Genomic DNA, 24,418 nt, shown 5'->3' on the forward strand with positions numbered 1-24,418 from the left:
ATGATACCCTCAGAGGATTTAATGGTAATGATGTCTTATTTGGTGAACAGGGTGATGACCGTTTTGAAGGTGGTCGGGGTGATGATACTTTCTATGGTGGTGCTGGTAATGATGTCTTTAACTTGGAACAGCTACAAGACAATGATGTAGTCACAGATTTTGTACGTGGACAAGACAAGATTGACCTCAGAAACCTCAATATTAATGATTGGACTACCCTGCAATTACTCATTAGTAACGATGGTCAAGACAATGCCTTAATTACTACCTTCTTCAATGGTTCTCAGTCGCAAATCAAACTACTGAATATCAACCCAAACCTACTCCAAGCTAGTGATTTCATCTTCAACACCGTTAACCTGAATCAAACTATCGAGGGTACTAACTTCGCAGATCAGTTATTCGGTGGTTTAGGTAATGATACCCTCAGAGGATTTAATGGTAATGATGTCTTATTTGGTGAACAGGGTGACGACCGTTTTGAAGGTGGTACTGGTAACGATACTTTCTACGGTGGGACTGGTAATGATATCGCTGTTTATTTAGGTACTCGTTCTCAATATCAAGTAACTAGTAGTGGGGGTGTTTTTACAGTTACCGATACAGTGGCTAATCGTGATGGCGTAGATACATTACGTGAAGTTGAACAAATACAATTTTCAGATCAAACTATAACCATTGGTAATACTTCACCAACTATCACCTTAGCCGTATCTCCAGCTAGCGTTACCGAAGACGGAACCCCAAATCTAATTTACACTTTTACCCGCACTGGCAGCACTACCAACGCCTTAACTGTAAATTATAGCGTTGCTGGGACAGCTACCCTGAACACTGACTATGCTCAAAGTGGTGCTGCTAGTTTCAACGCTACCACTGGTACAATTACCTTTGCGGCGGGTGCAAGTACAGCCATCTTAACGATTAACCCCACCGCAGATACCACCGTCGAAAGTAACGAAACCGTTGCTTTAACTTTAGCAACCGGTACAGGCTATACAGTCGGTACAACAACAGCCGTCACTGGAACCATTACTAATGATGATACCTCACCTACTGGCATTACTATCAATCTCAGTGGTAGCCAAACTATAGTCGAAGGTAATACCAGTCCTCAAAACGTTACATACACCGTTACTCTTTCCCAAGCCAGCAGTCAAATTATCACCGTCCAATATGCCACCGCTAATGGTACAGCCACATCAGGTTCGGACTATACAAGCACAACCGGAACTCTGACTTTCAACCCAGGAGAAACCAGTAAAGTCATCAATATCCCCATTCTCAATGATTCAGTTAATGAGGCAAATGAAACCTTTACGCTGAGGTTGACTTCTCCCACCAATGCTACTCTTGGGACAACCAATACAGTTACCACAACTATCACCGATACCCTCACGGCTTCTGTGACTACCACTTTGCCAACTAATGTGGAAAACCTTACCCTCACAGGAACAGCAGCAATTAATGCTACAGGTAACGCCGGAAATAATGTCCTTACTGGTAATAGTGGCAATAATATTCTTTCTGGTGGCGCTGGAAACGATACTTATGCCTTTGTAGCTAATGCTGCCTTGGGAACGGACACCATTACAGAAACCGCTACAGGTGGTATTGACACTATTGACTTCAGTGGTACTACGGCTGCTGTCAGGGTGAATTTGGGTGTGACTACATCACAAACGGTGAATAGCAACCTCAAACTGATTCTCTCTGCTAATAACGTCATCGAAAATGCTACAGGTGGTACAGGTAATGACAGGCTTACTGGTAATGCTTTAAATAATATTCTGGCTGGTGGTAACGGAAACGACCAACTGCAAGGATTAGCTGGAAATGATACCCTCTGGGGTGGATTGGGGGATGATATTCTGACTGGTGGCGCTGGTCAGGATAAATATCTATTCCAAAGTAGTGGTGTTTTTAGTTCCAGTTTAGGGGTTGATTACATTAGCCAGTTTGATGTGGGACAAGACCAAATTGTGTTGAGTAAAGCTACATTTAATGCAGTTACTAATAGCGCAGGACAGGCTTTAACTGATTTTGCCGTTGTCAGTGATGATGAATTTGTTAACGCTAGTAGTGCGCGGATTGTCTATAGCCAAGGTAGTGGTAGCTTATTCTACAATCGAGACGGTAATGTTCTGGGTACAAGTACAGTGTTTGAGTTTGCTCGTTTAGGTAATCCTGATATTACTTTAAGTAGCAGCGATTTTAGTTTAATTGCCTAGCCATCATAGATACCCGACTTTTTGGAAAAGTCGGGTATCTTGTTTTTCACAAGGTAATTAACGCTGTGTGCAACTTTCTCTCAAACCTAACCCCCAACCCCTTCCCTGCGTTCGCGCAGCGCGTCGTTCGCGTTAGCGTTGCGTAGCAAAGACAGGGAAGGGGAGCAAGATTCAAAGTAGAGACGTTGCATGCAACGTCTCTACAGTTTCAGGGGAGAGGTACTCTGCGGGAAGCAAGCTATGGAGAGGGGTTTCAAAAATAAGTTGCACATCGCGTTAATAAAGAACAGGCGATCGCTCCCATCAACCGAGTAAGATTCTATTGTGCAGGTTTAGCAATATCTCCAACTTTGAATTTACCGCCAGTGGTGATTTTCCCAACGCTAGACGTAGCATCCACGTCAACTAGTTGAATCATGCCTAATGGTTGAGTAACACTGCGGATAACTTTACCTGTGGTCGGGTCTTTCACTTGTTTTGTCACTCGCTCAATGGAAAGTTTCATCCCGACTCGATAACCGTCTGATTGACCTTTGTTTAAAATCACAGTATTTCCTGTGACATCGGCTACAGTGGCGTTAACACTGGGTAAGGCTTTTGGTAAAGCGGCTAAATTAGCTGATTTTGTATTTAATTCAGTGATGACTTGATCTATGGCTTTTTCAGTGGCTTTGGTGAGTAATTTGCCTTCATTACTAGTAGAGGAACCTCCACCAATACCCAGTACGCTGACTTGAGTATCTGACTGACTCTCATTCCCATTACCTTCAGCGACAAATAAGATTTCGGCTGTAGTTGTATTGACTACACGAATATTCAACTTGACTAAAGCATCGGTATCGGTACTTGCTGCACCAAATCCTAAAAAGCCGCCTCCAGAACGCCGTTGTTGAACATCAAATTGAGTAACTGAGCCGATAACAACAGCCTCAACGCCTAAAATGCGGCCAATTTTTGCTGCGGTACTAGCATCGACTCGTCCAGAATCACCTAAATCTTGTTCTTTTAAAATAGCTTCTAATTGGCTACGTTCCACGACAACAAAATTACCGCTTTTCACTAACCTATTTACAAGGATGTCACTAACACCCTTACTACCTGCGGGAAAAAGTGATAGGTAACTGGGGTTGCTGACGCTACTAAAATCAAAATCGAGAACGGCAATTCTGACTTTTTCGGATGAGGAACTGCTTTGTTGTGCTAGTTGGAAAGATTGTGTTTGTTTGGCATTAGCTGGTTGTAGAGAAAAGGTTCCGGTATTTATGGTGAAATATGCAGCGAGCGCTGGTAAACATAAGCCCAAAATTATAGACTTATTTTGAGATAATTTGCTGTGATTCATCTGTTGAGCCTAATTAAGTAAATGTTATGACATTCCGCTTTTCTTTGAAATTACCTGCATAAAATAGGGAACACACAACAAGTCTTGTCTATTTGGAATTTTTCAGCGCCAACACAGACTACGCCAGTAAAAATCAAATAGGAGTTATATATATGCGGAAGGATGAAAAATTCTCATATGTGAATTTTTCATGAAGTTAATTATCTTTATCGCTACAGCACCTAAACACATATTATAAATTATCAGGAATTATGATTTTGCAATTTTAGTTTGAATTTTGTTGGCACAGCCTTCTCTACGTTCGCGGAGCGTGTCGTAGACAGACGCTACGCGTTGGTGTTAGCCTCTTGTAAGAGATGCCGTAGGCTATTTTGTAGCTTGCTTCCCGTAGGGTATTTTGAATTGATTCATGCCATAAAAAAGGGCAGGCATTATGCCCACCCTATAGTTAATGTAAGAGAATATTCTGTTGCTATTAACCCAACAATTGTTTAGCTTTAGCTAATACATTATCAACGGTAAAGCCAAATTTCTCCAAACAAATGCCGCCAGGAGCAGAAGCACCGAAGCGGTCTATAGTTACAACATCGCCTTCACTACCAATATATTTGTGCCAGCCGAAACTGCTAGCCGCTTCTACAGCTAAACGCTTGGTGACTGCTTTAGGTAGCACTGATTCTTTGTAAGCTGCATCTTGGGCATCAAATAAATCCCAAGCAGCCAAGGAGACTACACGAACTTTCTTGCCTTCAGCTTTAAGTTTCTCGGCTGCGGTGACGCAGAGGCTCAATTCTGAACCAGTACCAATCAGGATTAAATCTGGTGTGCCATCGGTATCTACAACAATGTATCCGCCCTTAGCTACGTTATCAATCGATGTACCTGCCAAGTTGGGAACATTTTGACGAGTAAACGCCAACAAAGTGGGAGCATTGTTCTTAGCTCTCTCAATTGCTACTTTGTAAGCGCCGGAGGTTTCATTACCGTCGGCGGGACGAATTACTGTCAGGTTAGGAATAGCACGGAGTGAAGCCAGAGTTTCAATTGGTTGGTGGGTAGGGCCGTCTTCACCTTGACCGATGGAGTCATGGGTCATGACCCAAATTGCACCGGCTTGAGACAGGGCAGATAAACGGATGGGAGCGCGCATATAATCACTGAAGATTAAGAAGGTAGCGCCGTAGGGAATTAGTCCCGAACCATGCAGCGCAATACCGTTACAGATTGCGCCCATACCATGTTCCCGGACACCAAAGTGGATGTTGGGATTTTGGTATTGTCCTTTTTGGAAGTCGCCTTTGCCCTTGATTTCGGTGAGGTTGGAATGGGTCAAGTCAGCCGAACCACCAATGAGTTCAGGTAGAACCGCCGCCAATTTGTTGAGGCAGGTTTCTGAATGCTTACGGGTGGGAAGTCCTTTATCTTCGGGGGTGTAGGATGGTAGTACCTTATCCCAACCATCAGCCAGTTTGCCGCTTAAGTGACGCTCAAATTCAGCTGCTTCTTGGGGATATTTAGCTTTGTAGTCTGCGTAGGTTTTGTTCCAGTCAGATTCGTAGCCTGCACCGCGCTCTACTGCTTTACGGGTATAGTTGAGGACATCTTCGGGAACAACAAATGGGTCGTGTGACCAACCCAGATTTTGACGAGTTAAGGCTACTTCGTCTCCACCCAATGCTGCACCGTGAACACCAGCAGTATTAGATTTGTTAGGGGAACCGTAACCGATAATGGTTGTCACCTTAATCAAGGTGGGCTTATCGGTGACAGCTTTTGCCTCTTCAATGGCTTTGTGAATTGCTTCTAAATCTGTGTTGCCATCTTTAACATGGATGACGTGCCAGCCATAAGATTCAAAACGCTGGGAAACATCTTCGGTAAAGGCTACATCTGTAGAACCATCGATAGAGATGTGGTTGTCGTCGTACAGGGCGATCAGTTTACCTAATCCCCAGTGTCCAGCCAGGGAGGCAGCTTCACCAGAAACGCCTTCCATGTTGCAACCATCACCTAAAATTACATAAGTATAGTGGTCAACAATTTTGGCATCGGGTTTGTTGAACTTAGCTGCGAGGTGAGCTTCTGCGAGCGCTAAACCAACTCCATTGGCAATACCTTGACCTAGTGGCCCGGTGGTGACTTCTACGCCTGCGGTCATGAAGTTTTCTGGGTGTCCAGGGGTTTTGGATTCCCACTGACGGAATTGCTTAATATCTTCAATACTGACGCTATCGTAGCCTGTCAGGTAGAGCAGGGCATACTGCAACATGGAACCATGACCGGCAGACAAAACAAAGCGATCGCGGTTAAACCATTTGGGATTTTTCGGGTTATACCGCATAAAGCGGTTCCACAGCACAAAAGCCATTGGAGCCGCGCCCATCGGTAGTCCGGGGTGTCCCGATTTTGCTTTTTCTATGGCATCAACAGCCAAGAAACGAATCGCATTAATAGAAAGTTCTTCGAGGGATTGGGTTGCAACAGCCATAATCTCTTGTTCTTAACGACGGGTTAGCACTCTTCAAGCTACTTTTACTGGGGTTATTTTTCTCAGCTAGCAATTAACAGTTAACAATTATCAAGATAGGATTCACTACTGATGACTGATACTGAATAAATGACAACTGATTTTCATTCCCCTACGTTATCCTCATCATCCCATTCCCGATTGTCCGTGGACAAGCGGGATCTCCTGAGTTTGTGGTAATTTATCAAGCCAAGAATCTGGTCACGCTGAACCCTTGGCTGGGTCGGGAATGATATCTATGATACTTTTAGCTGGTTGATTTCAGGAGAGCCGACAAGTGGAGAGTGGGGAGATATGAAAGATATAAAATCAAAAGTTTTTCTCCCTACCTCTTGCCTTATTCACACGTACTTTTTGAAAGCTAGTGTGACATTATGACCACCAAATCCAAAAGAATTAGACAATGCTACCTGGACTTTGTGAGCGCGACTAGAGTCAGGCACGTAGTCTAGGTCACAATCTGGGTCAAGGTTTTGAATATTAATTGTGGGTGGAATTTGGTCGTGAGCAGTTGCCAACACTGTGGCTACAGCTTCAATACCTCCAGAACCACCCAAAAGATGACCTGTCATCGATTTGGTGGAGCTGACTGCTATTTTATAAGCGTGGTCTCCTAGCGCTCGTTTAATCGCTGCGGTTTCAGTGGTATCGTTTGCTGAAGTGCTGGTGCCGTGAGCATTAATGTAGCTAACTTGTTCTGGGGTGATGTTTGCGTCTTTGAGTGCCAGTTGGATGGCTCTGGAGGCTCCTTCGCCGCCCGGAACTGGGGATGTCATGTGGTAAGCATCGCAAGTCATACCATAACCAACAATTTCGGCATAAATGCGAGCGCCGCGACTTATGGCGTGTTGCAGCTCTTCCAGAATCAGAACTCCCGCACCTTCACCCATGACAAATCCATCGCGATCGCGGTCAAAGGGACGACAAGCATGAGCAGGGTCATCATTGCGAGTTGATAACGCCCGTGCAGCCGCAAACCCAGCTACACCTAATGGTGTAATTGCTGCCTCAGCCCCACCGCAAATCATGGCTTGGGCATAACCGCCTTGAACTAGGCGGAAAGCGTCGCCGATCGCATTAGAGCCTGCGGCGCAAGCAGTGACGGTACAGTTATTTGGCCCTTTGGCTCCAGTGTGAATTGCTGTCAGTCCAGCCGCCATGTTGGCGATCATCATGGGAATCATGAAGGGACTACAGCGATCAGGGCCACGGTTGAGATAGATGGTTTGTTGGTCTTCCATGACCTTGAGTCCGCCTACCCCAGAACCAATAATAATCCCCACTTGTTCGGCGTTCAGTTCATTAATGACTAACTGGGAATCCGCAAGTGCTTGTTTGGCTGCTGCAACTGCAAATTGGGAAAACCGATCCATGCGCTTGGCTTCTTTGCGCTCCAAGTACTCATGGGGGTCGAAGTTTTTCACTTCACCAGCAATACGACAATCATGGCTAGACGCATCAAAGTGGGTGATGTAGTCAATGCCATTGCGTCCGCTTAACAATCCTTCCCAATATTCAGAGGCTGTGTTACCAATAGGTGTAATCGCGCCAACACCCGTGACAACAACGCGTTTACGATTATAATCTGTCATGACTCAGTTAAAGGTGGCGAGAAAGCTGCAAAAATTAGGGACTAGAGACTAGGGATAAGAAAGAGGCAGGGGAGCAGGGGGGCAGGGGGTAGGGGAGCAGGGGAGGCAGGGGAGGCAAGGGGAGAACTTGCTCCAAGATTTTCGCCCAACACCTAGTCCCCAGTCCCCAATCCCCAATCCCCAATTCCCAATCCCCAATTCCCAATCCCCAATCGCTGCTTAAGCTGATGCGGCAACTTGGTTATTGATGTAATCCACCGCCTCTTGAACGGTGGTGATTTTCTCTGCGGCTTCATCGGGAATTTCGATCTCAAATTCTTCTTCCAAAGCCATTACTAGTTCTACTGTATCGAGGGAATCAGCCTGTAAATCGTTGGCAAAACTAGCTTCTGGAGTTACTTTGTCAGGGTCTTCCACACTTAGTTGTTCGACAACAATGCTTTTGACTTTTTCAAAAGTTTCTGATTGGCTCATAGATAAAGGTCCTTAACCGGTTGCTATTGTCTGCGCTTTGTGGGCAACATTTTGAGCATATACATCTTATCGGAAAGCGCGATCGTCCGCATAGCGTCCCAGTTCCAAATATAGAATAGGGTGGGCAGTGCTGAGTTTTTAGTCCTGAGTGCTGAGTACGTGTTTTGACCCAGCCCTTGTTTCTTGCTACTTAGCTCTATTGATATAAGCTCTTGCTATGAGCGATTTTTTGCTAGTCCAGATAAGACTTTGTACTTTGGGCTTTGACCGACTGTCGGTCATCACGCCTACGCTTTGTAAATGCTGTTGTTTACCAATTCTTACTAAATTTTTGGCAAATGTCCAAAAAAAATTACCATTCCTCTTAAGTATGGCCTGTGAGGGGTGATAGAAAAGTTATCATCGGGGCAGTTGCCCTAAAATAAACCTAATTTTATGCTATCTCAGACACTAAAATATGCTTACTTTCCTGGTTGTGTTGCCCAAGGTGCTTGTCGGGAACTGTATCAGTCTACTCAAGCTCTTACCCAAGCTTTAGGTATTCAACTGATTGAATTGAAAAAAGCTGCCTGCTGTGGTTCTGGCACTTTTAAGGAAGACTCCCAACTGCTAGAAGACACAGTCAATGCTCGTAATATTGCCCTAGCAGAAGAATTAAATTTACCTTTACTAACTCATTGCAGTACTTGTCAGGGTGTGATTGGTCATGTTAATGAGCGTTTGCAAGAATCTCAGACCAGTAACCCTGATTATCTAGAACAGGTGAATGGTCTTTTACACAAAGAAGGTTGTTCACCTTATCAGGGTAGTACAGAGGTGAAACATCTGCTTTACGCTTTAGTCACAGACTACGGCTTAGAGGAAATTACCAAACGTGTGACCCGTAAGCTATCTGGTTTGAAGTGTGCAGCTTTTTACGGCTGCTATCTACTCCGCGCCCAAAAGTTAATGCCTTATGATGATCCTTACAACCCACAAGCGATGGAAAATGTTTTTCAATCTGTGGGGGCAGAGCCAATTTATTATCGTGGACGGACACAATGTTGTGGTTGGCCTTTATCTAGTTATGCCACTAATGAATCTTTTAAGATGGCGGGGATGCACCTTCAAGATGCCTTAACAGCAGGGGCGGATTGTTTAGTTACCCCTTGTCCTTTATGTCATCTCAATTTAGATTCTCGTCAACCAGAAGTGGAAAAAGTTATCGGTCATAAACTAGGTTTGCCAGTGCTGCACTTACCACAGTTAATTGCTTTGGCACTAGGCGTTAGTCCTGAAGAATTAGGATTAGACCGTCACATTGTTTCGACAAAGCCAGTGTTAGAGAAATTAGGTTTTTAATCGGGACTTTTGGGTTGGGAGGGTGTGAGGGTGTAAGGAAAAGAAAGATTTATACCTATACCCCAATACGGTTCAGTTAAGAGAATGGTAGGTTGGGTGGAGCGATAGCGGAACCCAACAAAGTCTTGAGAATGTTGGGTTCCGTTCCTCCACCCAACCTACACCGGTCTAAGTTGTTGCCTTAACTGAACTGTATTGCCCTAAACCCCTACCACCCCTAAACCCCTATACCCCTAAACCCTTGCCACATAATCTACCAAGAATTATACCTATCTGGATGCTGATAACTCCTAATATGGTGCTGCCAGCCCAGTAAAACCCTGCTGCTACTAAATTACGATCGCCTAAAAGGGTAAAGGTGTCTAAGGCATAAGTTGAAAATGTGGTGTATGCACCGAGAAAGCCAACTGCTACAAGTAATCGGATTTCGGGAGAAATTAAGGATACTCGCTCTAAGGCTAGGGCATAAAAGAAACCCATAGCTAAACAGCCGGTAATATTAATGAACAATGTGCCGTAGGGAAAAGTAATGCCGAAGCGTTGGGCAAACCACAAACTGAGATAATAGCGACTGAGCGCGCCGGCGATCGCACCTAAACTCACGGCAATGGGATGACGAATTGTCGGTTGTTGCAGCACTTCCGGTATTAACCTTGGTGCAACAGTCAACAATTGGATACTCTGCTCAACCAAAGTCTTCAGCCCAAATCCCATATTTATCCTACCTTTAGAGCCAAGTTTGTATGACTCGACCTTTTAATTCTTGCCCTAACCAAGATGTGTTACTAGAAAGTGTACACAGATTTTTCCTCTCGACTTTCCAGATTTTCTGAGGATCAAATAAAGTTAGTTCTGCTTTGTGATGAGGGGCAAATGCACTCACTTTTTGTTGAATACATTGGGCTGGACGAGTACTCAAAGCCTGCCATAATTCTAAAGCCGTAAATTCTCCAGTTTCTACAAGATTTTGCCAAAGTAAGGGTAATGCTAACTCGAAACCGATCGCCCCTGGTGGTGCTTCGGCGAAGGCTTGGACTTTTTCTTCGTAGGTGTATGGTGCATGATCAACGGCGATCGCATCTATTACCCCTGTGCGGACTCCTTGACGTAATGCCTTGACATCGCTGGCGTTACCCAAAGGTGGGTCTAAATGCAGGCTAGTATTATAACTTTTAACTGCTTTTGTGTCTAGTAACAGGTGTAGCCAAGTGGTACTGGCGGTGATGGGTAAACCTTTGGCTTTGGCGGCGGCGATTAGTTCTACACTACGGGCGGTGGAAACCCGCATAATGTGTACTTGAGTATTACCTGTAGCAGCAACCAACTCTAATAAAGCAGCGATCGCTGTTGTTTCTGCACTAGGAGGTATGGGAGGTAAACCAAAGCGGAGGGCATCTGCGCCTTCCCGCATCACCCCATTAGCAGAGAGTTGGCGATCGCACGGCCAAAATGCTACAGGTTTCCCCAATGGTTGGACATATTCCAGCAAGCGCCGCACCAGGCTTAAATTGTCTAAAGGCAACCCATCAGTAAAACCAACCACCCCCGCCGCCGCTAAATCAGCCAATTCTGTCATCTGCTTCCCTGCCACATCCAGGGTAATAGCACCCCAAAGATGGAGCAGGGGTGCTAGGTATTGGGGATTGGGGATTGGGGATTGGGGACTGGGGATTGGGGACTGGGGATTGGGCGACAATCTTGGAGTAATTTCTCCCCCTGCCTCCCCTGCTCCCCTACCTCCTGCCCCCTGCTCCCTGCCCCCTGCCCCCTGCCTCCTCTTCTGCAACTGTGCCACCAGCCCTGGATTATCAATAGCCGGAGATGTATCGGGTAAAATACTGACTTTGGTAAAACCACCAGCAGCCGCCGCTTGTAAGAAAGATGCCAGCGTTTCCCGTTCTTCAAATCCTGGTTCTCCAGAGTGGCTGTATAAATCCACTAAACCAGGGCCAAGAACTAATCCTCGACAATCTCTAATTTGAGTATCAGGACTAGTATTAGGAATATTTGGGGCAATACCTTGAATTACACCATCAGCAATTAACACATCTGTGATATTGTCAATACCCGAAACCGGGTCGATTACCCTTACTTGTTGCAGAAGTTCAGTTGTCATTTAACCTATCAGTGCTGGGACTGCTTGTCTATTGTGATCTATATTTTGCCTATAATGCTCCAGCTGCGGTTTTATCTAATACACCACCCAAATGGGTAGTAATATTCATGGCTTGCAGCACTGGTACACCATTTAATCCAGAGGGGTAATCAATGACACTAACAGCACCATTACCTTGGCGAAAATTCCAGAAATTGTCTGTGGGTAAACCGAGAATATGACACAGTAAGGTTTTATTTGTGGCATCGTGAGCCACGATTAACCCTGTTTGGCGTTGATTATCTAAGGCTGTTTGCACGATATTTTGCCAGGCTTCCGTGCTACGTTCCCACACTTGCTGTAAATTCTCACCTTCCGGCATTTGTACCTGGCCTGGTATAGTCCGCCAACGCTCTAATTCACCAGGAAATTCCTCTTCTATTTCGGCTTCTAGTTTTCCTTCCCAAAGTCCGTGACTAATTTCTCTTAAACCGTCTTGCAACTCCAAATTGATACTTGGATGGTGACGCAAGATAATCTCGGCTGTTTCTTTGGGACGCAGCATAGAACTACTCACAGCAAAGTCAATTGCTACATTTTGCAGAAACACCCCGGCTTTTTGCGCTTGTTGCCTACCGTTATCATTGAGGGGAACGTCAATTTGCCCCTGAAACCTAGTTTGGCGATTCCATTCAGTTTCGCCGTGACGCACCAACAACAATCTCACTCCCTGATGACCAGGACGCAAGGAAGGTAGAGTCTCGCCTGTGTGTTGGGTTTGATTCATCGACTCTAGTTGCACTGGTTCACCCAGTCCCCCAGCAAAATTTAATACACTGATTCCACAGTTAGATTGCTGTATGGAATGGTAACGACTGGGGTGAATGCCCAAGGCTGTGCTGATGAGGGCGCGATTAATGCCGTTGTGTCCAACGATGAGAATGGTTTCACCTCGATGATGGGGCAAAATGTTTTGCCAAAACTGCCGCGCTTGTTCGTACAAAGATAAAACTGGAAAATGTTCTCTTGTTACCCCATTGTCGTTAACTAACATTTGTAGTTCCTGGGGGTTTTCGTGCCAAATGCGGTAATCTTCGGGAAATTTCTGCTTCACCTCAGATGTCAGCATTTTTTCCCACAAAGGCAAGTCTATTTCTCGTAACAATTCGGAAATCTGCACATCAGCAGACTGAACAGCCTCATTTACTAGTTCACCATGAATAATCTCTGCTGTTTGTTTTGCTCTCTGGAGCGGGCTGCTGTAAATTGCATTAAAGGAAATGTTAGTGAGGGCTTTGCCTACCTTACTAGCATCACTACGACCTCGATCCGTTAATGTTGATACGTCAGCACGTCCTTGAATGCGCCGTTCGATATTATAAGTACTTTGGCCGTGACGCACAATAATGACACGAGTCATCCGTCTTGCCCTCCTCTATCTAAAGGACTAATTTTACTGCAAACTGCTTGCAGAATTATTCTTTAGATTGGTTTTTGGGAATTTAATTAAGGGTGTAGGGGTGTAGGAGTGTAGGGGTATAAGGGTATAAGGGTGTAGGGGTGTAAGAGAGAATTGCTATTGACTATTGACTATTGACTATTGACTATTGACTATTGACTATTGACAATTTTTCACTGATTTCCTAAATCTAACTGTACCTGCACTCCATCATTACCATTAACTGACTCTTGTGCTGGCTGTAATAAAACTGGAGTATCTAATGAGGTTGAGCGATTTGACCTCCATCCACTAACATTCTGATTATCTTTTATATTGTTAGTGGGAATACTGGTGTTAAAGAATTGTGAGAAGTCATCCTGTGCTGACCTATTACCAATGCCTTCTAGAGAGTCACCAGTTAACTTATAGTCTTGCGTACTTGGGTTTGGCGTTGCTGGTGTCTGGGCGCGAACCGGGCTTTCTAAGCTGGCAGTAGATAGGGCGATCGCCAAAACAGCAATAATTCTAGCTTTCATTAGTTTGTTCCCAATTCTTCTTTATTGCTCGTAGCTATTTTTCCAAAAAACTATCTTTTTAACTTCTACTATCAGTTAGATTTGACAAACAAAGATTTGCATCAAAACTAACATTGAGGAAATCAGACATTCACAAAAGTAATATTGTTGTAAAATAAACCGAATAATATGTTACTTTAAGTGATCTCCTCGTAACTTTAAGGATTGCTTAATATTTTTGAGAAAAATAAATGGGTGTAAAGGCGATCGCCCATCCTAGTATGCTAAATCCAAGAGCAGTTGCATATCTCACTAGTCCCTCCCTACCTTATTGAGCAATGCCTCTAATTCTGACTTGATGGATAGAGGGTGATAACCTAAGGCAAACGCCTGAGAACTATCTAAGGAAACATCTGCTGGTCTGGGTGCTGCCATGTTTACATTTTGTTGAAGACAGGCTTTAATTCCTGCTGTTGGTAATTGAAAGACTTCGGCTAATATATGCCCAAAATCATAACGAGAAATTCGTTCTTTGCCTCCTAAATGAATTATGCCTTTAACTTTTTCTAATGCTAATAAAATCCCTTTAGCTGCTGTTGTACCACTGACAGGGGTACGAAATTCATCTATAAATAAAGTCAGTTCTTGACCAGATTTTAATGTTTGAATGAATGGCTGGATAAAGCTTTTAGCTGTAGGTGTAGCATTACCAAACATTAAAGGCATTCGACACACTGTTGCTATGGGATAACGTTCTAATATACCCACTTCAGCCAAGACTTTCTGCTCACCATAAATATTCACAGGACATACGGTGTCAGTTTCTTTATAAGGAGAATTTACGCCATCAAAAACTAGTTCGCTGGATGTAAACGCATAAGGGATAGAAGCCGCCGCACAAAGTTCGGCAAGATTGCAAGAAGCAGTGACGTTAATTGTATATGATTCATCAGGATGGATTTGACAAAAATTTGGTTGTGATTGTGCAGCTGTATGTATGACTGCATCTGGTTTAATTTCATTAAATATTTGTTTAAGTTCTAAAAAATCTGTTAAATTGACCTTGAGTAATTTTATACCGAGAATAGATAAGGTATGAGAGCAATAAGTTCCATAAACTTCCCATTCTTGTTGCGCCGCTTGGCAAAGATGCCATCCTAAAAAACCGCTAGCACCAGTAATTAAAAGCTTCTTCATATCGAAACTAGTACGTGTATTGAGATGATGGACGCAAAAATTATACTCTTAATGGTTTCAACAACTTGAATATTTTCAATTACTGAATCATTACTTCCTGAGGCTATAAATAAATGTACTCACAAGCTAGGTATAAAAATTTTATCCAGCGCATAGCAGTAGTGTCCTACCAAAGGCTAACGCAGTTATTTCCTTCTATATTTGGTATTTGTATCTTTTTGATATCCTGGCACTTTTTAAGCTTGCGTCCTGATACATCTTTGCCGTCGCCGCTTGCAGTTATTAACAATACTTGGGATTTGATTAAAGACCCGTTTTTTTATAAAGGTGGTAATAATAAAGGTTTTTTCTGGTTAATTCTCGCTAGTCTCAAGCGAGTAGTTGTTGGTTATTTGCTGGCTACATTAATAGGTATTCCCATCGGGTTTATTATTAGCTTAAATAGCTTTTGTAGAAAAGCCATCGACCCACTCATACAATTACTGCGTCCTGTTGCTCCTTTGGCTTGGCTACCGTTAGCACAAGCGGTATTTCTCAAACCTAATCCTTCAGCTATTTTTGTAATTTGTATCACTGCTATTTGGCCGATTATTCTCAATACCGCATTAGGTGTCAAGCTTGTTCCCAAAGATTATAGAAATGTTTCTAAGTTATTGGGTTTATCACCATTAGAAAATTTTTACAAAATCTTGTTACCAGCAACTTTACCCTATATATTTACCGGGTTGAGAATTGCCATTGGTCTATCATGGTTAGCAGTTGTCGCCGCCGAAATGTTGCTGTCTGATGATGGAATTGGCTTTTTCATTGTGGATGCTTACAACAATGCGAATATTCATGAAATGATTTTGGCAATTGTTTACTTGGGTGCTGTTGGTTTATTGCTAGACAAAATCATGGCCTATATTTCCGAAAAAGTGACTCCTCAAGAGTAAGTTATAGACGGTAGGGAGGAAGCAGGTAGTAAACGGAGTAATTTTACTCTATGTTCAATTCATCTGCTGGTAATGGGTAATAGGTAATTGGTAATAGTTAAAAGTAAATACTATGTCTAATTTCGTAGAAATCAGGGAGATAAAAAAGGAATTTGTTCAGGATGGTAGTAACAATATTGTTCTCAAAGATATCAACTTAGAAATTCAGCAAGGAAATTTTGTTTCTTTGATTGGGCATTCTGGGTGTGGGAAATCTACGCTTTTAAACATCGTGGCGGGTTTAGAAAAACCAACTCAAGGTCAGGTACGAGTTGATGGTCAATTAGTAAAAAGACCATTCCGCGATCGCATGGTAGTATTTCAGAATTATTCCCTATTACCCTGGCTCACTGCTTGGGAAAATGTGGCTTTGTTTGTCGATAAAGCCATGCCTCGGAAATCTAAAAATGAACGTCGTGAGATTATCGCCTCTCACCTAGAGATGGTTGGTTTAAAAGACGCAGCCCAGAAAAAGCCAGCGCAACTATCGGGAGGGATGAAACAGCGCGTGGCCTTAGCCCGTGCTTTAGCTGTGCAACCCAAGTTACTCTTACTCGATGAACCATTTGGCGCGTTAGATGCCCTCACCCGTGGTTCCTTGCAAGTAGAGTTAATGCGTATCTGTGATATTTACCACATCACAACCATCATGGTGACTCATGATGTAGATGAAGCATTATTACTCTCAGATCAAGTAGTGATGTTGAAAAATGGCCCAGCCGCAACCATCGGTCAAATATTAGATATCCCCTTTGAACATCCCCGTTCTCTAGAAATTCGAGATAGTCCCCAATATCATCACCTACGCCAACAACTAATGCAGTTTTTACAAGGTCAAGAACAAGCTAAACGCTTACAAGTCTAGACACTTCATTCCTAGCAAACTAACTTTAGCAAAACTCTGCGTACCTTTGCGTTGAAAAATTGTCCTTTAAATTCTCCCAGAGTTAATATGCCAAAATTTAACAGGCGACAATTTATCACAACTGCCGGTGCAGCTGCACTGACTCATGCCACTATTGCCAAAACTCAGTTACATTCCGGCGTTTATGCTGGCTATAGTGATACTCCAGAAGTAACCACAGCTACACTGGGATTTTTACCTGTTACTAGCTGCTGTCCTTTAATTATTGCCAAAGCCAAAGGGTTTTTTGCTAAACATGGAATGCCCGATATTAATGTTGTCAAACAACCTTCCTGGGCAGTCATGCGCGACAAACTCATGTTAGGTGCAGCCGATGAGGGGTTAGATGGTGGGCATTTGCTGTTTCCGATGGTGTACCTCATGGCTACCGGGGAAATTAGCTATGGGCGAAAAATCCCCATGTATATCTTGGCCAGAATGAATGTGAACGGACAAGGGATATCAGTTGCTAATAGCTACAAAAATTTAAACCTGAGTATAGATAGTTCTCCCTTAAAATCAACCTTTGCCCAAAAAACCAAAGCTGGAGAAACTGTGCGTTGTGCAGTCCCTTATCGCCGAGTAACGGGTGATTTTTTTATGCGTTGGTGGTTGGCTTATGGTGGAATAGACCCAGACCGTGATTTATCAGTAATTGTGATTGCGCCTCCACAGATGGTTGCAAGTATGCGTAGTGGTAGTATGGAAGCCTTCTGTGTGGTTGACCCTTGGCATCACCGATTAATTAAACAAGGGCTTGGTTACTCAACTGTGACAACTGGTGAGTTGTGGCCTAATCACCCAGAGAAAGCCTTTACCCTACGTGCTGATTGGGTGGATAAATATCCCAAGGCGGCAAAAGCGATGCTGGCGGCATTTTTAGAGGCGCAAATTTGGTGTGATAAGCCAGAAAATAAAGAGGAACTATTCCAAATAGTGTCACAACGGCAATGGATTGGCGTGAAAAGTGACTTGATCCGCGATCGCCTCTTAGGTAAATTTGATTATGGTAATGGGCGGATAGTGGAAAATAGCCCCCATGCCATCAAGTATTGGCGGGAAAATGCTTCCTATCCTTTCAAGAGTCATGATTTATGGTTTCTCATTGAAGATATGCGCTGGGGTTATCGTTCCCCCGATTTTGACACCAAACCCCTAATTGATACGGTCAATCGTGAAGATTTGTGGCGAGAAGCTGCTAAATTCATCGGTCAAGAGTCAGCGATTCCCGCCAGTACATCACGGGGGGTAGAGAAATTCTTTAATGGCTTAGAATTTAATCCAGAAAATCCCCAAGCTTATCTCAATGCGCCCAAGATCAGGATAATGTGATGAAGGAGGGTTCGCCATTGGGTAAAAGTATCATGAAATTGAAATTAAGTAAATTAAGCGATCGTATATTGCATTACCTAGCCGACTTAACCAAAACTCTACTCGGTCTAGACCAGAAAAAATTTCAACCACTCAGCCTCAGCATACTTAGCTTATTACTTTGGGGACTATGCGGCATAATCACAATTGTCGGTTTTACGCCCCCAGCTTTCGCCCTTGATTACAACAAAGAAATATTAATTGAAGCCGACTTCTCAGGACGCGATTTAACAGATGCGAGTTTTACCAAAGCTAATTTGCGTCAGAGCAACTTTAGTAAATCTAATTTAACTGGTGTTAGCTTCTTCGCCGCCAATTTAGAATCAGCTAATTTAGAAGGAACAAACCTGACAAACGCCACCTTAGATTCTGCTCGTCTCATCAGAGCCAACTTAACAAATGCAGTATTAGAAGGAGCCTTCGCCGCCAGCACCAAATTTGATGGAGCAATCATTGACGGTGCAGACTTCACCGATGTACTCTTACGCCCAGATGAGCAGAAAAAATTATGTAAAGTTGCCAAAGGCACTAATCCCACTACGGGAAGAGAAACCCGCGACACATTATTCTGTCCCTAATTTATCAGTTCATAGCAAGCGTTTTCGCTCAGTTACCCGACTTCTTGAAGATGTCGGGTAACTAGCAACCCCACACATTACCAATTACCAATTACCCTTCTCATTTCATCCATATCCAAATAGTCATAAGCAAAAGCTTTCCGCAACAGTGGATGAGGAATAAACTCGTCATACTTCTGCATCTCTGGTGCTTCTGCCGAACTTATCAAATCTTCGCTCATAATTCTTTGTTCACACAAAGAGACAATCTCTGGCTGAAGATTTTTAAATTTCCCCTTACCTAACTTAATTGTCAAATAATAGGGATTTACCCCACCAATACTACTAATTTCCAAAGACTCTCGACAAAAATTATTTAGTAATCTTTCTAATGTACGGTAAGCCACAGTACCCATCCAAGGAAAGATACAGCACCTACCTTTTTCTAACTGCAAAATATACTGCTTATCCAAGCCAACTTCTTTTACCAATTCACGAACTTTTCGTAAACGTTGGAGAGCATTTTTTTGCAAATAGCTATATTCCTTATCTTCCAATAAAATAAGGCGCATCTTTTGCAAAACTTTAGTATGAATCATACCGCTACCACCGCGCCAATAACTTGTAGCTTTACCTGCCACTTGCTTAACTATCACTACTCTTTTTTTGAAATCAACTTCTGTAACTTCCCATGTTACCCCTGCTAAAGCAAACTGTTTACCAACAACTGGCGGTGTAGCGATACTACCAATTTCCTTTGTACCTTGTTTAACCGTATATTCTTTGTTATCTGCAAACACAGCATAAAACTGAAATTTACCTACTATTCTTTCACCAGCTAAACCCAGAATTAATTTATTCTGTTCAGTATGTTGAATATGACCAATATCAATTAAATAACGCAACAGTAACTTAAAATCTTCCTGAGAAATAGCCGCAAATGGGGGTAAACTCAAAACCTGTTTAGCTAAAGCAGCAGGGGAAATTTCCCCCACTGCCACTAAAATACTCATGGTTTGGTGATATAACAAACTCAAAGGATATTTAATTGGCTTAATCGGTTCAATCCAACGTTCTTCTAAATAAAGTTGAATAATCGCTATACACTGCAACAGTTGCCAAGGAATTTGCTCTGGTAAAGGTGCTTCTGGGGAAATTTCCTCCTCAGCACAAATAAAGCGCATATCAGCAGCCTCACCCCTTCTACCCGCACGCCCCAAACGTTGTAAAAAACTTGCTACAGAAAGGGGTGATTCTAATTGAATAACTCGTTCTAAATGACCTATATCTATACCTAACTCTAAAGTCAGAGTTGCCGCAGTCACCGCCGGGTTATGGGGTTCGCGCATAGCATTTTCTGCCACTTGTCGTAAGCTAGCAGATATACTCCCATGATGTACATGATATATATCTGGCTGTGCTTCTTGGTTGGCAATTTGTCGCAAAGAAGCAATTATTGATTCAGTTTGTGTACGATTGTTTGCGAAAATTAAACATTTGCGAGATTGACTCAGATTAAAAATATATTTTTCGTAGGCTGTGGCTTCTGATTCATCTACATCATTCGCAATATAAAAGTGTTCTAAGGCTAATTTAATTTGGCGTTTTCCAGCTTCCACCTTTGGCGTAATTACTTGTTTATCAGTTCCCAAACGCAGCCACTCTTCCGCCATTGAATAATCACCCAAAGTTGCTGATAAACCAATGCGGCGGGGTTGGGTTTTGGTTAAATTTGCCAAACGCTGTAATTGACAAATAATCTGACAACCACGTTCCGAACCCATAAAGGCGTGGATTTCATCAATAACTACAAATCTTAAATCGCCAAATAAACGTAATATTTCTTTATGTTTATTGACTAATAAACTTTCTAGAGATTCTGGTGTAATTTGGAGAATCCCTTGGGGATTTTGTAGAAGTTTATTTTTGCGACTTTGCGCCACATCACCATGCCAATGGTAAACCGGGATGTCTGCTAGTCTTAATAAATCATTGAGGCGTGCAAATTGGTCATTAATTAAAGCTTTGATAGGGCCTATATATAGTGCGCCGATGGTGCTGGCGGGGTTGTTGTGTAACAGAGTTAGAACGGGTAAAAAAGCAGCTTCTGTTTTCCCCGCAGCTGTGGCGGCGGCAATTAATAGATGAGCATCGGTGTCAAATACCACCTCACAAGCTGCCGTTTGAACAGGTCTTAATTCAGTCCACTGATGATGATAAATATATTCTTGAATAAAAGGCGCAAGTCTGTTGAAGGCATTAGTCATTATTTGGAGACGCGATGAATCGCGTCTGTACAATTATTTTTTTGTTAGAGACGCGATAAATCCCGTCTGTCCGAAATATTCATCGCGTCTGTTGTCCCCAATCCCAAATATAGACATGAAAAAACCCGGCTTGACCGGGCAGATGTACTGTTTGTCGAATTTGTGGTGAGAAATTTAAATTTTGATGTCACAAGTAAGAGGGCAGGAAGCATAGACTGTGCTTTCCATTTGCTCTTCTTCTCCGTGCAACCAGCTTAACCATTTAATTTCTGTGGGATGTACACCTTTAACGGTCAGCACACCAGCAGCTATCAAAACTGCCATCACATTAAACATAATTAAGCTGCCTGCTACGAATAAAACCGCACTGACAGGCATTACAGATTGCAACACAATTGACAACAGACATCCGACCGTAGCCATCAAAACTACCAATGGAAAACCCACAACCAACAAGCACACTGCCAGCGTAAAAGTCCATATCAAAAAGCTTTTGATAACCAACAAGGAGTAGGTCTTTCCGAGATTAGAGCTCTGAGCCGAAACCATGACTTTTCCTCCTAAATACACAGTGAGTTTGGTATTCAGTAATATTTCGATTTGATGAAATAAACTGATTACTTTAATGAAGTTTCAGTATATAAAACCCATCTGAGAAAATGAGCATTTATTTATTAAACTTTACAATTAATTTTTTTCAATGATGAATGTAAAGCCGGATTTACATTTCATGATTAATCTAGCTTTCAGTATCTGTCTTGAGGAGTAGAACACAAAAGCCATGCCTGAAAAAGTCCACTACAAACCCTTGACTTAGATTTTGCTTAACATTTCTTATGCAAAATCGATTTGTCTCTCATAATTCTCTTGTGGCGCTAGACAAATTATCTACAGATGATTTTGCTGTGAATTGCTAGTAAGTTATGGCTAACTCAGTCGTAGCTTTCTCATTTACGCTGATTAAACTATTTATAAAATTTTATTTGTACTAAAAAATACTAATACTTGTAAGCGTATTCGCTGATGTTGTTATTGAAACGCTTAGGTTAAACCAGTTTATATAGATGTAGCGTAGAATTTCTGTTTTTATTTGATAGTTATAAAAAATACAAAGTAGAAAGGGCTTTGTAATGAAGTGTTACTTAAAGGTTTTTAGCAATAAGGTATCTGTAATGCCGCTTGCCAACGCTATGAGAACCTTGACGAGAGTTTTTTGCTGTTTCTAGTTGATAACTACAAAATCATAAAGATATATGACGGAATCCCAGTCCCAATCAACTTCCCATCCCGTTGCTTCACGTAATATACCGCCTGTACCACCGCCACCATTACCACCGCCACCATCGTTAATTACCCAAAGGCAGCATACACAAACGTTGGATATGTCATCAGTTAATAGGAGTGCAAACCAACCTTCACCACCTCCACCACCTAGTGCGGCTCATCGTCCTGGGACACCGCCATCGGTTTCAAACCCATCTAATGATTCGCCTTTAACTTTGGCACAGATTATTAGAGAAGCTTTTGATAATGGCTATTCGGATATTCACTTGGGTGTTGGTGAAGTTCCCCGCTACCGCAACCGAGGTGAAATTAACCCGACTGAATATCCCGAAACCGATAAAGCAACTTTTATGAGTTGGTTACGGGAAATCATGACTGAGCCAGAAATTCAACGCTTCCAAGAGCATTTGGAATTTGATGGTGCAACTCAGTACGAATTTGCTCGTGTACGGATTAATGTCTTTGATTCTCTCAAAGGCTATTCGATGGTTTTGCGGTTGATTCCATTGAAAATACTATCTATTGACCAGTTGAGATTACCACCAGTATTTCGGGATGTTTGTCACACTCACAAAGGTTTAATTTTGGTGACAGGCCCGACTGGTTCTGGTAAATCTACAACAATGGCGGCAATGATTGATTACATTAATCGAGAAATGCCTAAGCACATTATTACTATTGAAGACCCTGTAGAATTCGTTCACCAAAGCCGTAAGTCTTTGATTAAGCAACGGGAAGTGGGAATGCACACCCGTAAATTTGATAATGCTTTAAAAGCGGCTTTGCGGGAAGACCCAGACTTGATTCTGGTGGGGGAAATGCGGGATAAAGAAACCGTCAATACAGCACTGAAAGCGGCTCAAACTGGTCACTTGGTAATGGGAACCTTACACACCAATAGTGCAGTAAAAACTATTGAACGGATTCTCAATTTATATTCAGGTGAAGAACAGGATGCTATGCGAATAGCCATAGCAGAGTCTTTGGTAGCGGTGATTGCTCAAGGGTTGTGTCGCACAACTGATGGTAAGCGGGCAGCTTTCCACGACATTTTGATTAATACTGAAGCCATCAAGGAATGGATTAAGGATGGTAAATATGATGAAATTAGCGAACTGATGAAGCAAGCTAGTTTTGATGGGATGGTGACGATGAATCAATCTTTGCTCAATCTCTATCAAGAAGGCCGCATCACTGAAGAAACTGCGCTGGAAATGTCACCAACTCCTAACGAAATGGCTCAGTTCCTGCGAGGACGAGTTTAGATACGGTAAAAGATAGAGGGTTAAGACTTACGCAACTGGTACACTCAAACACAAGTGGCCATTAGTCATTGGTCTATTGACTTTGGACTATTGACTATTGATACCCTTAATGAAAAATCCATAACACTTGTGTAAGTCCTAACCTAATTACCGTTCAGTTGTGGGAGCTTGTGACTAAATCGACTCCAGATAACTTACCTGTACCTCGGTTATACAAGGGTATCGCCTTGTTTACACCGGGAGGCGATTTAATTTATTGCATCGACCCTAATAAGCAAGGTCGATGGCATTCCCATTTGTGTGCTGCATTGCAGGAAATTTTAGACTTACCGGAACCGCCTCATTTTTTAGTCCCCTGCTATACAGCGACGGTTGACCATTGGTTAGACCCTCAGACGCAACAGGTGAAAACATTCGCCGAAGCTTCCCCTGGAATACTGAAACATCAAGCTGTGTTGAATGCTATTTTTAGCACGGGAGATTTGGTTTGGCAACCTGCTCCTTGGCAAGAGGGTTTGTGCGATCGCCTGGTATTATCAACTTATCGCTCTTCATTTCCCCAACTATGGGAAGACCATGATTTAATTGTCAACCTAGACTTATCTGAACAGGCTCCCAAATATTATCCACCGGCTATCACAGTCCAAAAAGCACCACTTAAAACTTATGTTTTACGGTTATTTGTGGCTGGACATAGTGCGAATACAGAACGGATTTTGAAAAATCTGCATGAACTATTGGAGCGATCGCTAGGATATCCTTACACTATGAAGGTGATTGATGTCTTAACTAATCCGGAACAGGCAGAAATTGATCAGGTTTCCGCCACTCCCACCTTAGTGAAAGTTTGGCCTTTGCCAATTCGGCGCATGGTTGGTGACTTGGACAACGCCGACAAAATATTACAAATGTTAGGTGCTATAGATAATGGCTAAAGTTTTTGACAAGACTACCAAAGAATTACTGTTCTTCAGTGCATTTTATGGAACCCTCGATAAATTTTTCCCATCAGCTGACAGAAACATTGTGGATGTGTAAAGT

Annotated in this window: 19 protein-coding genes; 8 read left to right on the forward strand and 11 right to left on the reverse strand. The window is 42.7% G+C overall.

Annotation, left to right across the window (positions count from 1 at the left end; all coding sequences use genetic code 11):
- A partial coding sequence (locus tag ACM5QX_RS18845) for a Calx-beta domain-containing protein (RefSeq protein ID WP_414754916.1) occupies positions 1-2,231 on the forward strand: 2,231 nt, incomplete at its 5' end.
- A gap of 319 nt (positions 2,232-2,550) precedes the next feature.
- On the opposite strand, the gene ACM5QX_RS18850 is transcribed toward ACM5QX_RS18845, so the two are convergent.
- The 4 genes from ACM5QX_RS18850 to acpP form a co-directional block, all read right to left on the reverse strand.
- The gene (locus ACM5QX_RS18850; RefSeq protein ID WP_414754917.1) at positions 2,551-3,573 is read right to left on the reverse strand and encodes a CsgG/HfaB family protein; all 1,023 of its coding nucleotides are present in this window, start codon (positions 3,571-3,573) and stop codon (positions 2,551-2,553) included.
- Positions 3,574-4,048: 475 nt separating this feature from the next.
- The gene (tkt, locus tag ACM5QX_RS18855; protein WP_011320352.1) at positions 4,049-6,061 is read right to left on the reverse strand and encodes a transketolase; all 2,013 of its coding nucleotides are present in this window, start codon (positions 6,059-6,061) and stop codon (positions 4,049-4,051) included.
- Between the two features lie 380 nt (positions 6,062-6,441).
- Positions 6,442-7,692: a beta-ketoacyl-ACP synthase II gene (gene fabF, locus ACM5QX_RS18860; protein WP_011320353.1), complete on the reverse strand. Its 1,251-nt coding sequence runs from the start codon at positions 7,690-7,692 to the stop codon at positions 6,442-6,444.
- 219 nt (positions 7,693-7,911) lie between these two features.
- A complete protein-coding gene (gene acpP, locus ACM5QX_RS18865) occupies positions 7,912-8,166 on the reverse strand; it encodes an acyl carrier protein (protein WP_011320354.1) in 255 nt (84 codons plus the stop codon).
- 435 nt (positions 8,167-8,601) lie between these two features.
- Here acpP and ACM5QX_RS18870 point away from each other — a divergent pair, with 435 nt between their 5' ends.
- A complete protein-coding gene (locus ACM5QX_RS18870) occupies positions 8,602-9,507 on the forward strand; it encodes a CoB--CoM heterodisulfide reductase iron-sulfur subunit B family protein (RefSeq protein ID WP_414754918.1) in 906 nt (301 codons plus the stop codon).
- Between the two features lie 225 nt (positions 9,508-9,732).
- Here the strand turns inward: ACM5QX_RS18870 and crcB are convergent, their stop codons facing one another.
- The 5 genes from crcB to ACM5QX_RS18895 all read right to left on the reverse strand — a co-directional run bounded on the left by crcB (position 9,733) and on the right by ACM5QX_RS18895 (position 14,755).
- On the reverse strand, positions 9,733-10,221 hold the full coding sequence (gene crcB / locus ACM5QX_RS18875) for a fluoride efflux transporter CrcB (protein WP_414754919.1): 489 nt from the start codon (positions 10,219-10,221) through the stop codon (positions 9,733-9,735).
- 13 nt (positions 10,222-10,234) lie between these two features.
- The gene (locus ACM5QX_RS18880; RefSeq protein ID WP_414754920.1) at positions 10,235-11,623 is read right to left on the reverse strand and encodes a dihydroorotase; all 1,389 of its coding nucleotides are present in this window, start codon (positions 11,621-11,623) and stop codon (positions 10,235-10,237) included.
- Between the two features lie 49 nt (positions 11,624-11,672).
- Positions 11,673-13,022 (reverse strand): histidine phosphatase family protein, encoded by a 1,350-nt coding sequence (locus tag ACM5QX_RS18885; RefSeq protein WP_414754921.1) that lies wholly within the window; start codon positions 13,020-13,022, stop codon positions 11,673-11,675.
- 212 nt (positions 13,023-13,234) lie between these two features.
- Positions 13,235-13,579, reverse strand: coding sequence for a hypothetical protein (locus ACM5QX_RS18890; protein WP_414754922.1), 345 nt, complete (start codon positions 13,577-13,579; stop codon positions 13,235-13,237).
- Between the two features lie 291 nt (positions 13,580-13,870).
- A complete protein-coding gene (locus ACM5QX_RS18895) occupies positions 13,871-14,755 on the reverse strand; it encodes an SDR family oxidoreductase (protein WP_414754923.1) in 885 nt (294 codons plus the stop codon).
- 113 nt (positions 14,756-14,868) lie between these two features.
- Between ACM5QX_RS18895 and ntrB the strand changes: the two genes are divergently transcribed.
- The 4 genes from ntrB (at position 14,869) to ACM5QX_RS18915 (ending at position 18,582) form a co-directional block, all read left to right on the forward strand.
- Positions 14,869-15,690 (forward strand): nitrate ABC transporter permease, encoded by an 822-nt coding sequence (ntrB, locus tag ACM5QX_RS18900; RefSeq protein ID WP_414754924.1) that lies wholly within the window; start codon positions 14,869-14,871, stop codon positions 15,688-15,690.
- A 112-nt stretch (positions 15,691-15,802) separates the two neighbouring features.
- A complete protein-coding gene (locus ACM5QX_RS18905) occupies positions 15,803-16,594 on the forward strand; it encodes an ABC transporter ATP-binding protein (protein ID WP_414754925.1) in 792 nt (263 codons plus the stop codon).
- Between the two features lie 87 nt (positions 16,595-16,681).
- Positions 16,682-17,965: a CmpA/NrtA family ABC transporter substrate-binding protein gene (locus ACM5QX_RS18910; protein WP_414754926.1), complete on the forward strand. Its 1,284-nt coding sequence runs from the start codon at positions 16,682-16,684 to the stop codon at positions 17,963-17,965.
- Between the two features lie 32 nt (positions 17,966-17,997).
- Positions 17,998-18,582 (forward strand): pentapeptide repeat-containing protein, encoded by a 585-nt coding sequence (locus tag ACM5QX_RS18915; RefSeq protein ID WP_414754927.1) that lies wholly within the window; start codon positions 17,998-18,000, stop codon positions 18,580-18,582.
- A 77-nt stretch (positions 18,583-18,659) separates the two neighbouring features.
- Here the strand turns inward: ACM5QX_RS18915 and ACM5QX_RS18920 are convergent, their stop codons facing one another.
- Positions 18,660-20,828 (reverse strand): DEAD/DEAH box helicase, encoded by a 2,169-nt coding sequence (locus ACM5QX_RS18920; protein ID WP_414754928.1) that lies wholly within the window; start codon positions 20,826-20,828, stop codon positions 18,660-18,662.
- A 174-nt stretch (positions 20,829-21,002) separates the two neighbouring features.
- On the reverse strand, positions 21,003-21,377 hold the full coding sequence (locus tag ACM5QX_RS18925) for a hypothetical protein (RefSeq protein WP_414754929.1): 375 nt from the start codon (positions 21,375-21,377) through the stop codon (positions 21,003-21,005).
- Positions 21,378-22,081: 704 nt separating this feature from the next.
- On the opposite strand from ACM5QX_RS18925, the gene ACM5QX_RS18930 reads away from it, so the two are divergent.
- Both ACM5QX_RS18930 and ACM5QX_RS18935 read left to right on the forward strand, forming a co-directional pair.
- Positions 22,082-23,377 (forward strand): type IV pilus twitching motility protein PilT, encoded by a 1,296-nt coding sequence (locus ACM5QX_RS18930; RefSeq protein ID WP_414754930.1) that lies wholly within the window; start codon positions 22,082-22,084, stop codon positions 23,375-23,377.
- A gap of 170 nt (positions 23,378-23,547) precedes the next feature.
- On the forward strand, positions 23,548-24,312 hold the full coding sequence (locus ACM5QX_RS18935; RefSeq protein WP_414754931.1) for a circadian clock KaiB family protein: 765 nt from the start codon (positions 23,548-23,550) through the stop codon (positions 24,310-24,312).
- The last annotated feature ends 106 nt before the right edge of the window (positions 24,313-24,418 follow it).

Source organism: Anabaena sp. CCY 9910 (assembly GCF_963920875.1).
In the GTDB taxonomy this organism is placed as follows: Bacteria; Cyanobacteriota; Cyanobacteriia; order Cyanobacteriales; family Nostocaceae; genus Trichormus; species Trichormus variabilis.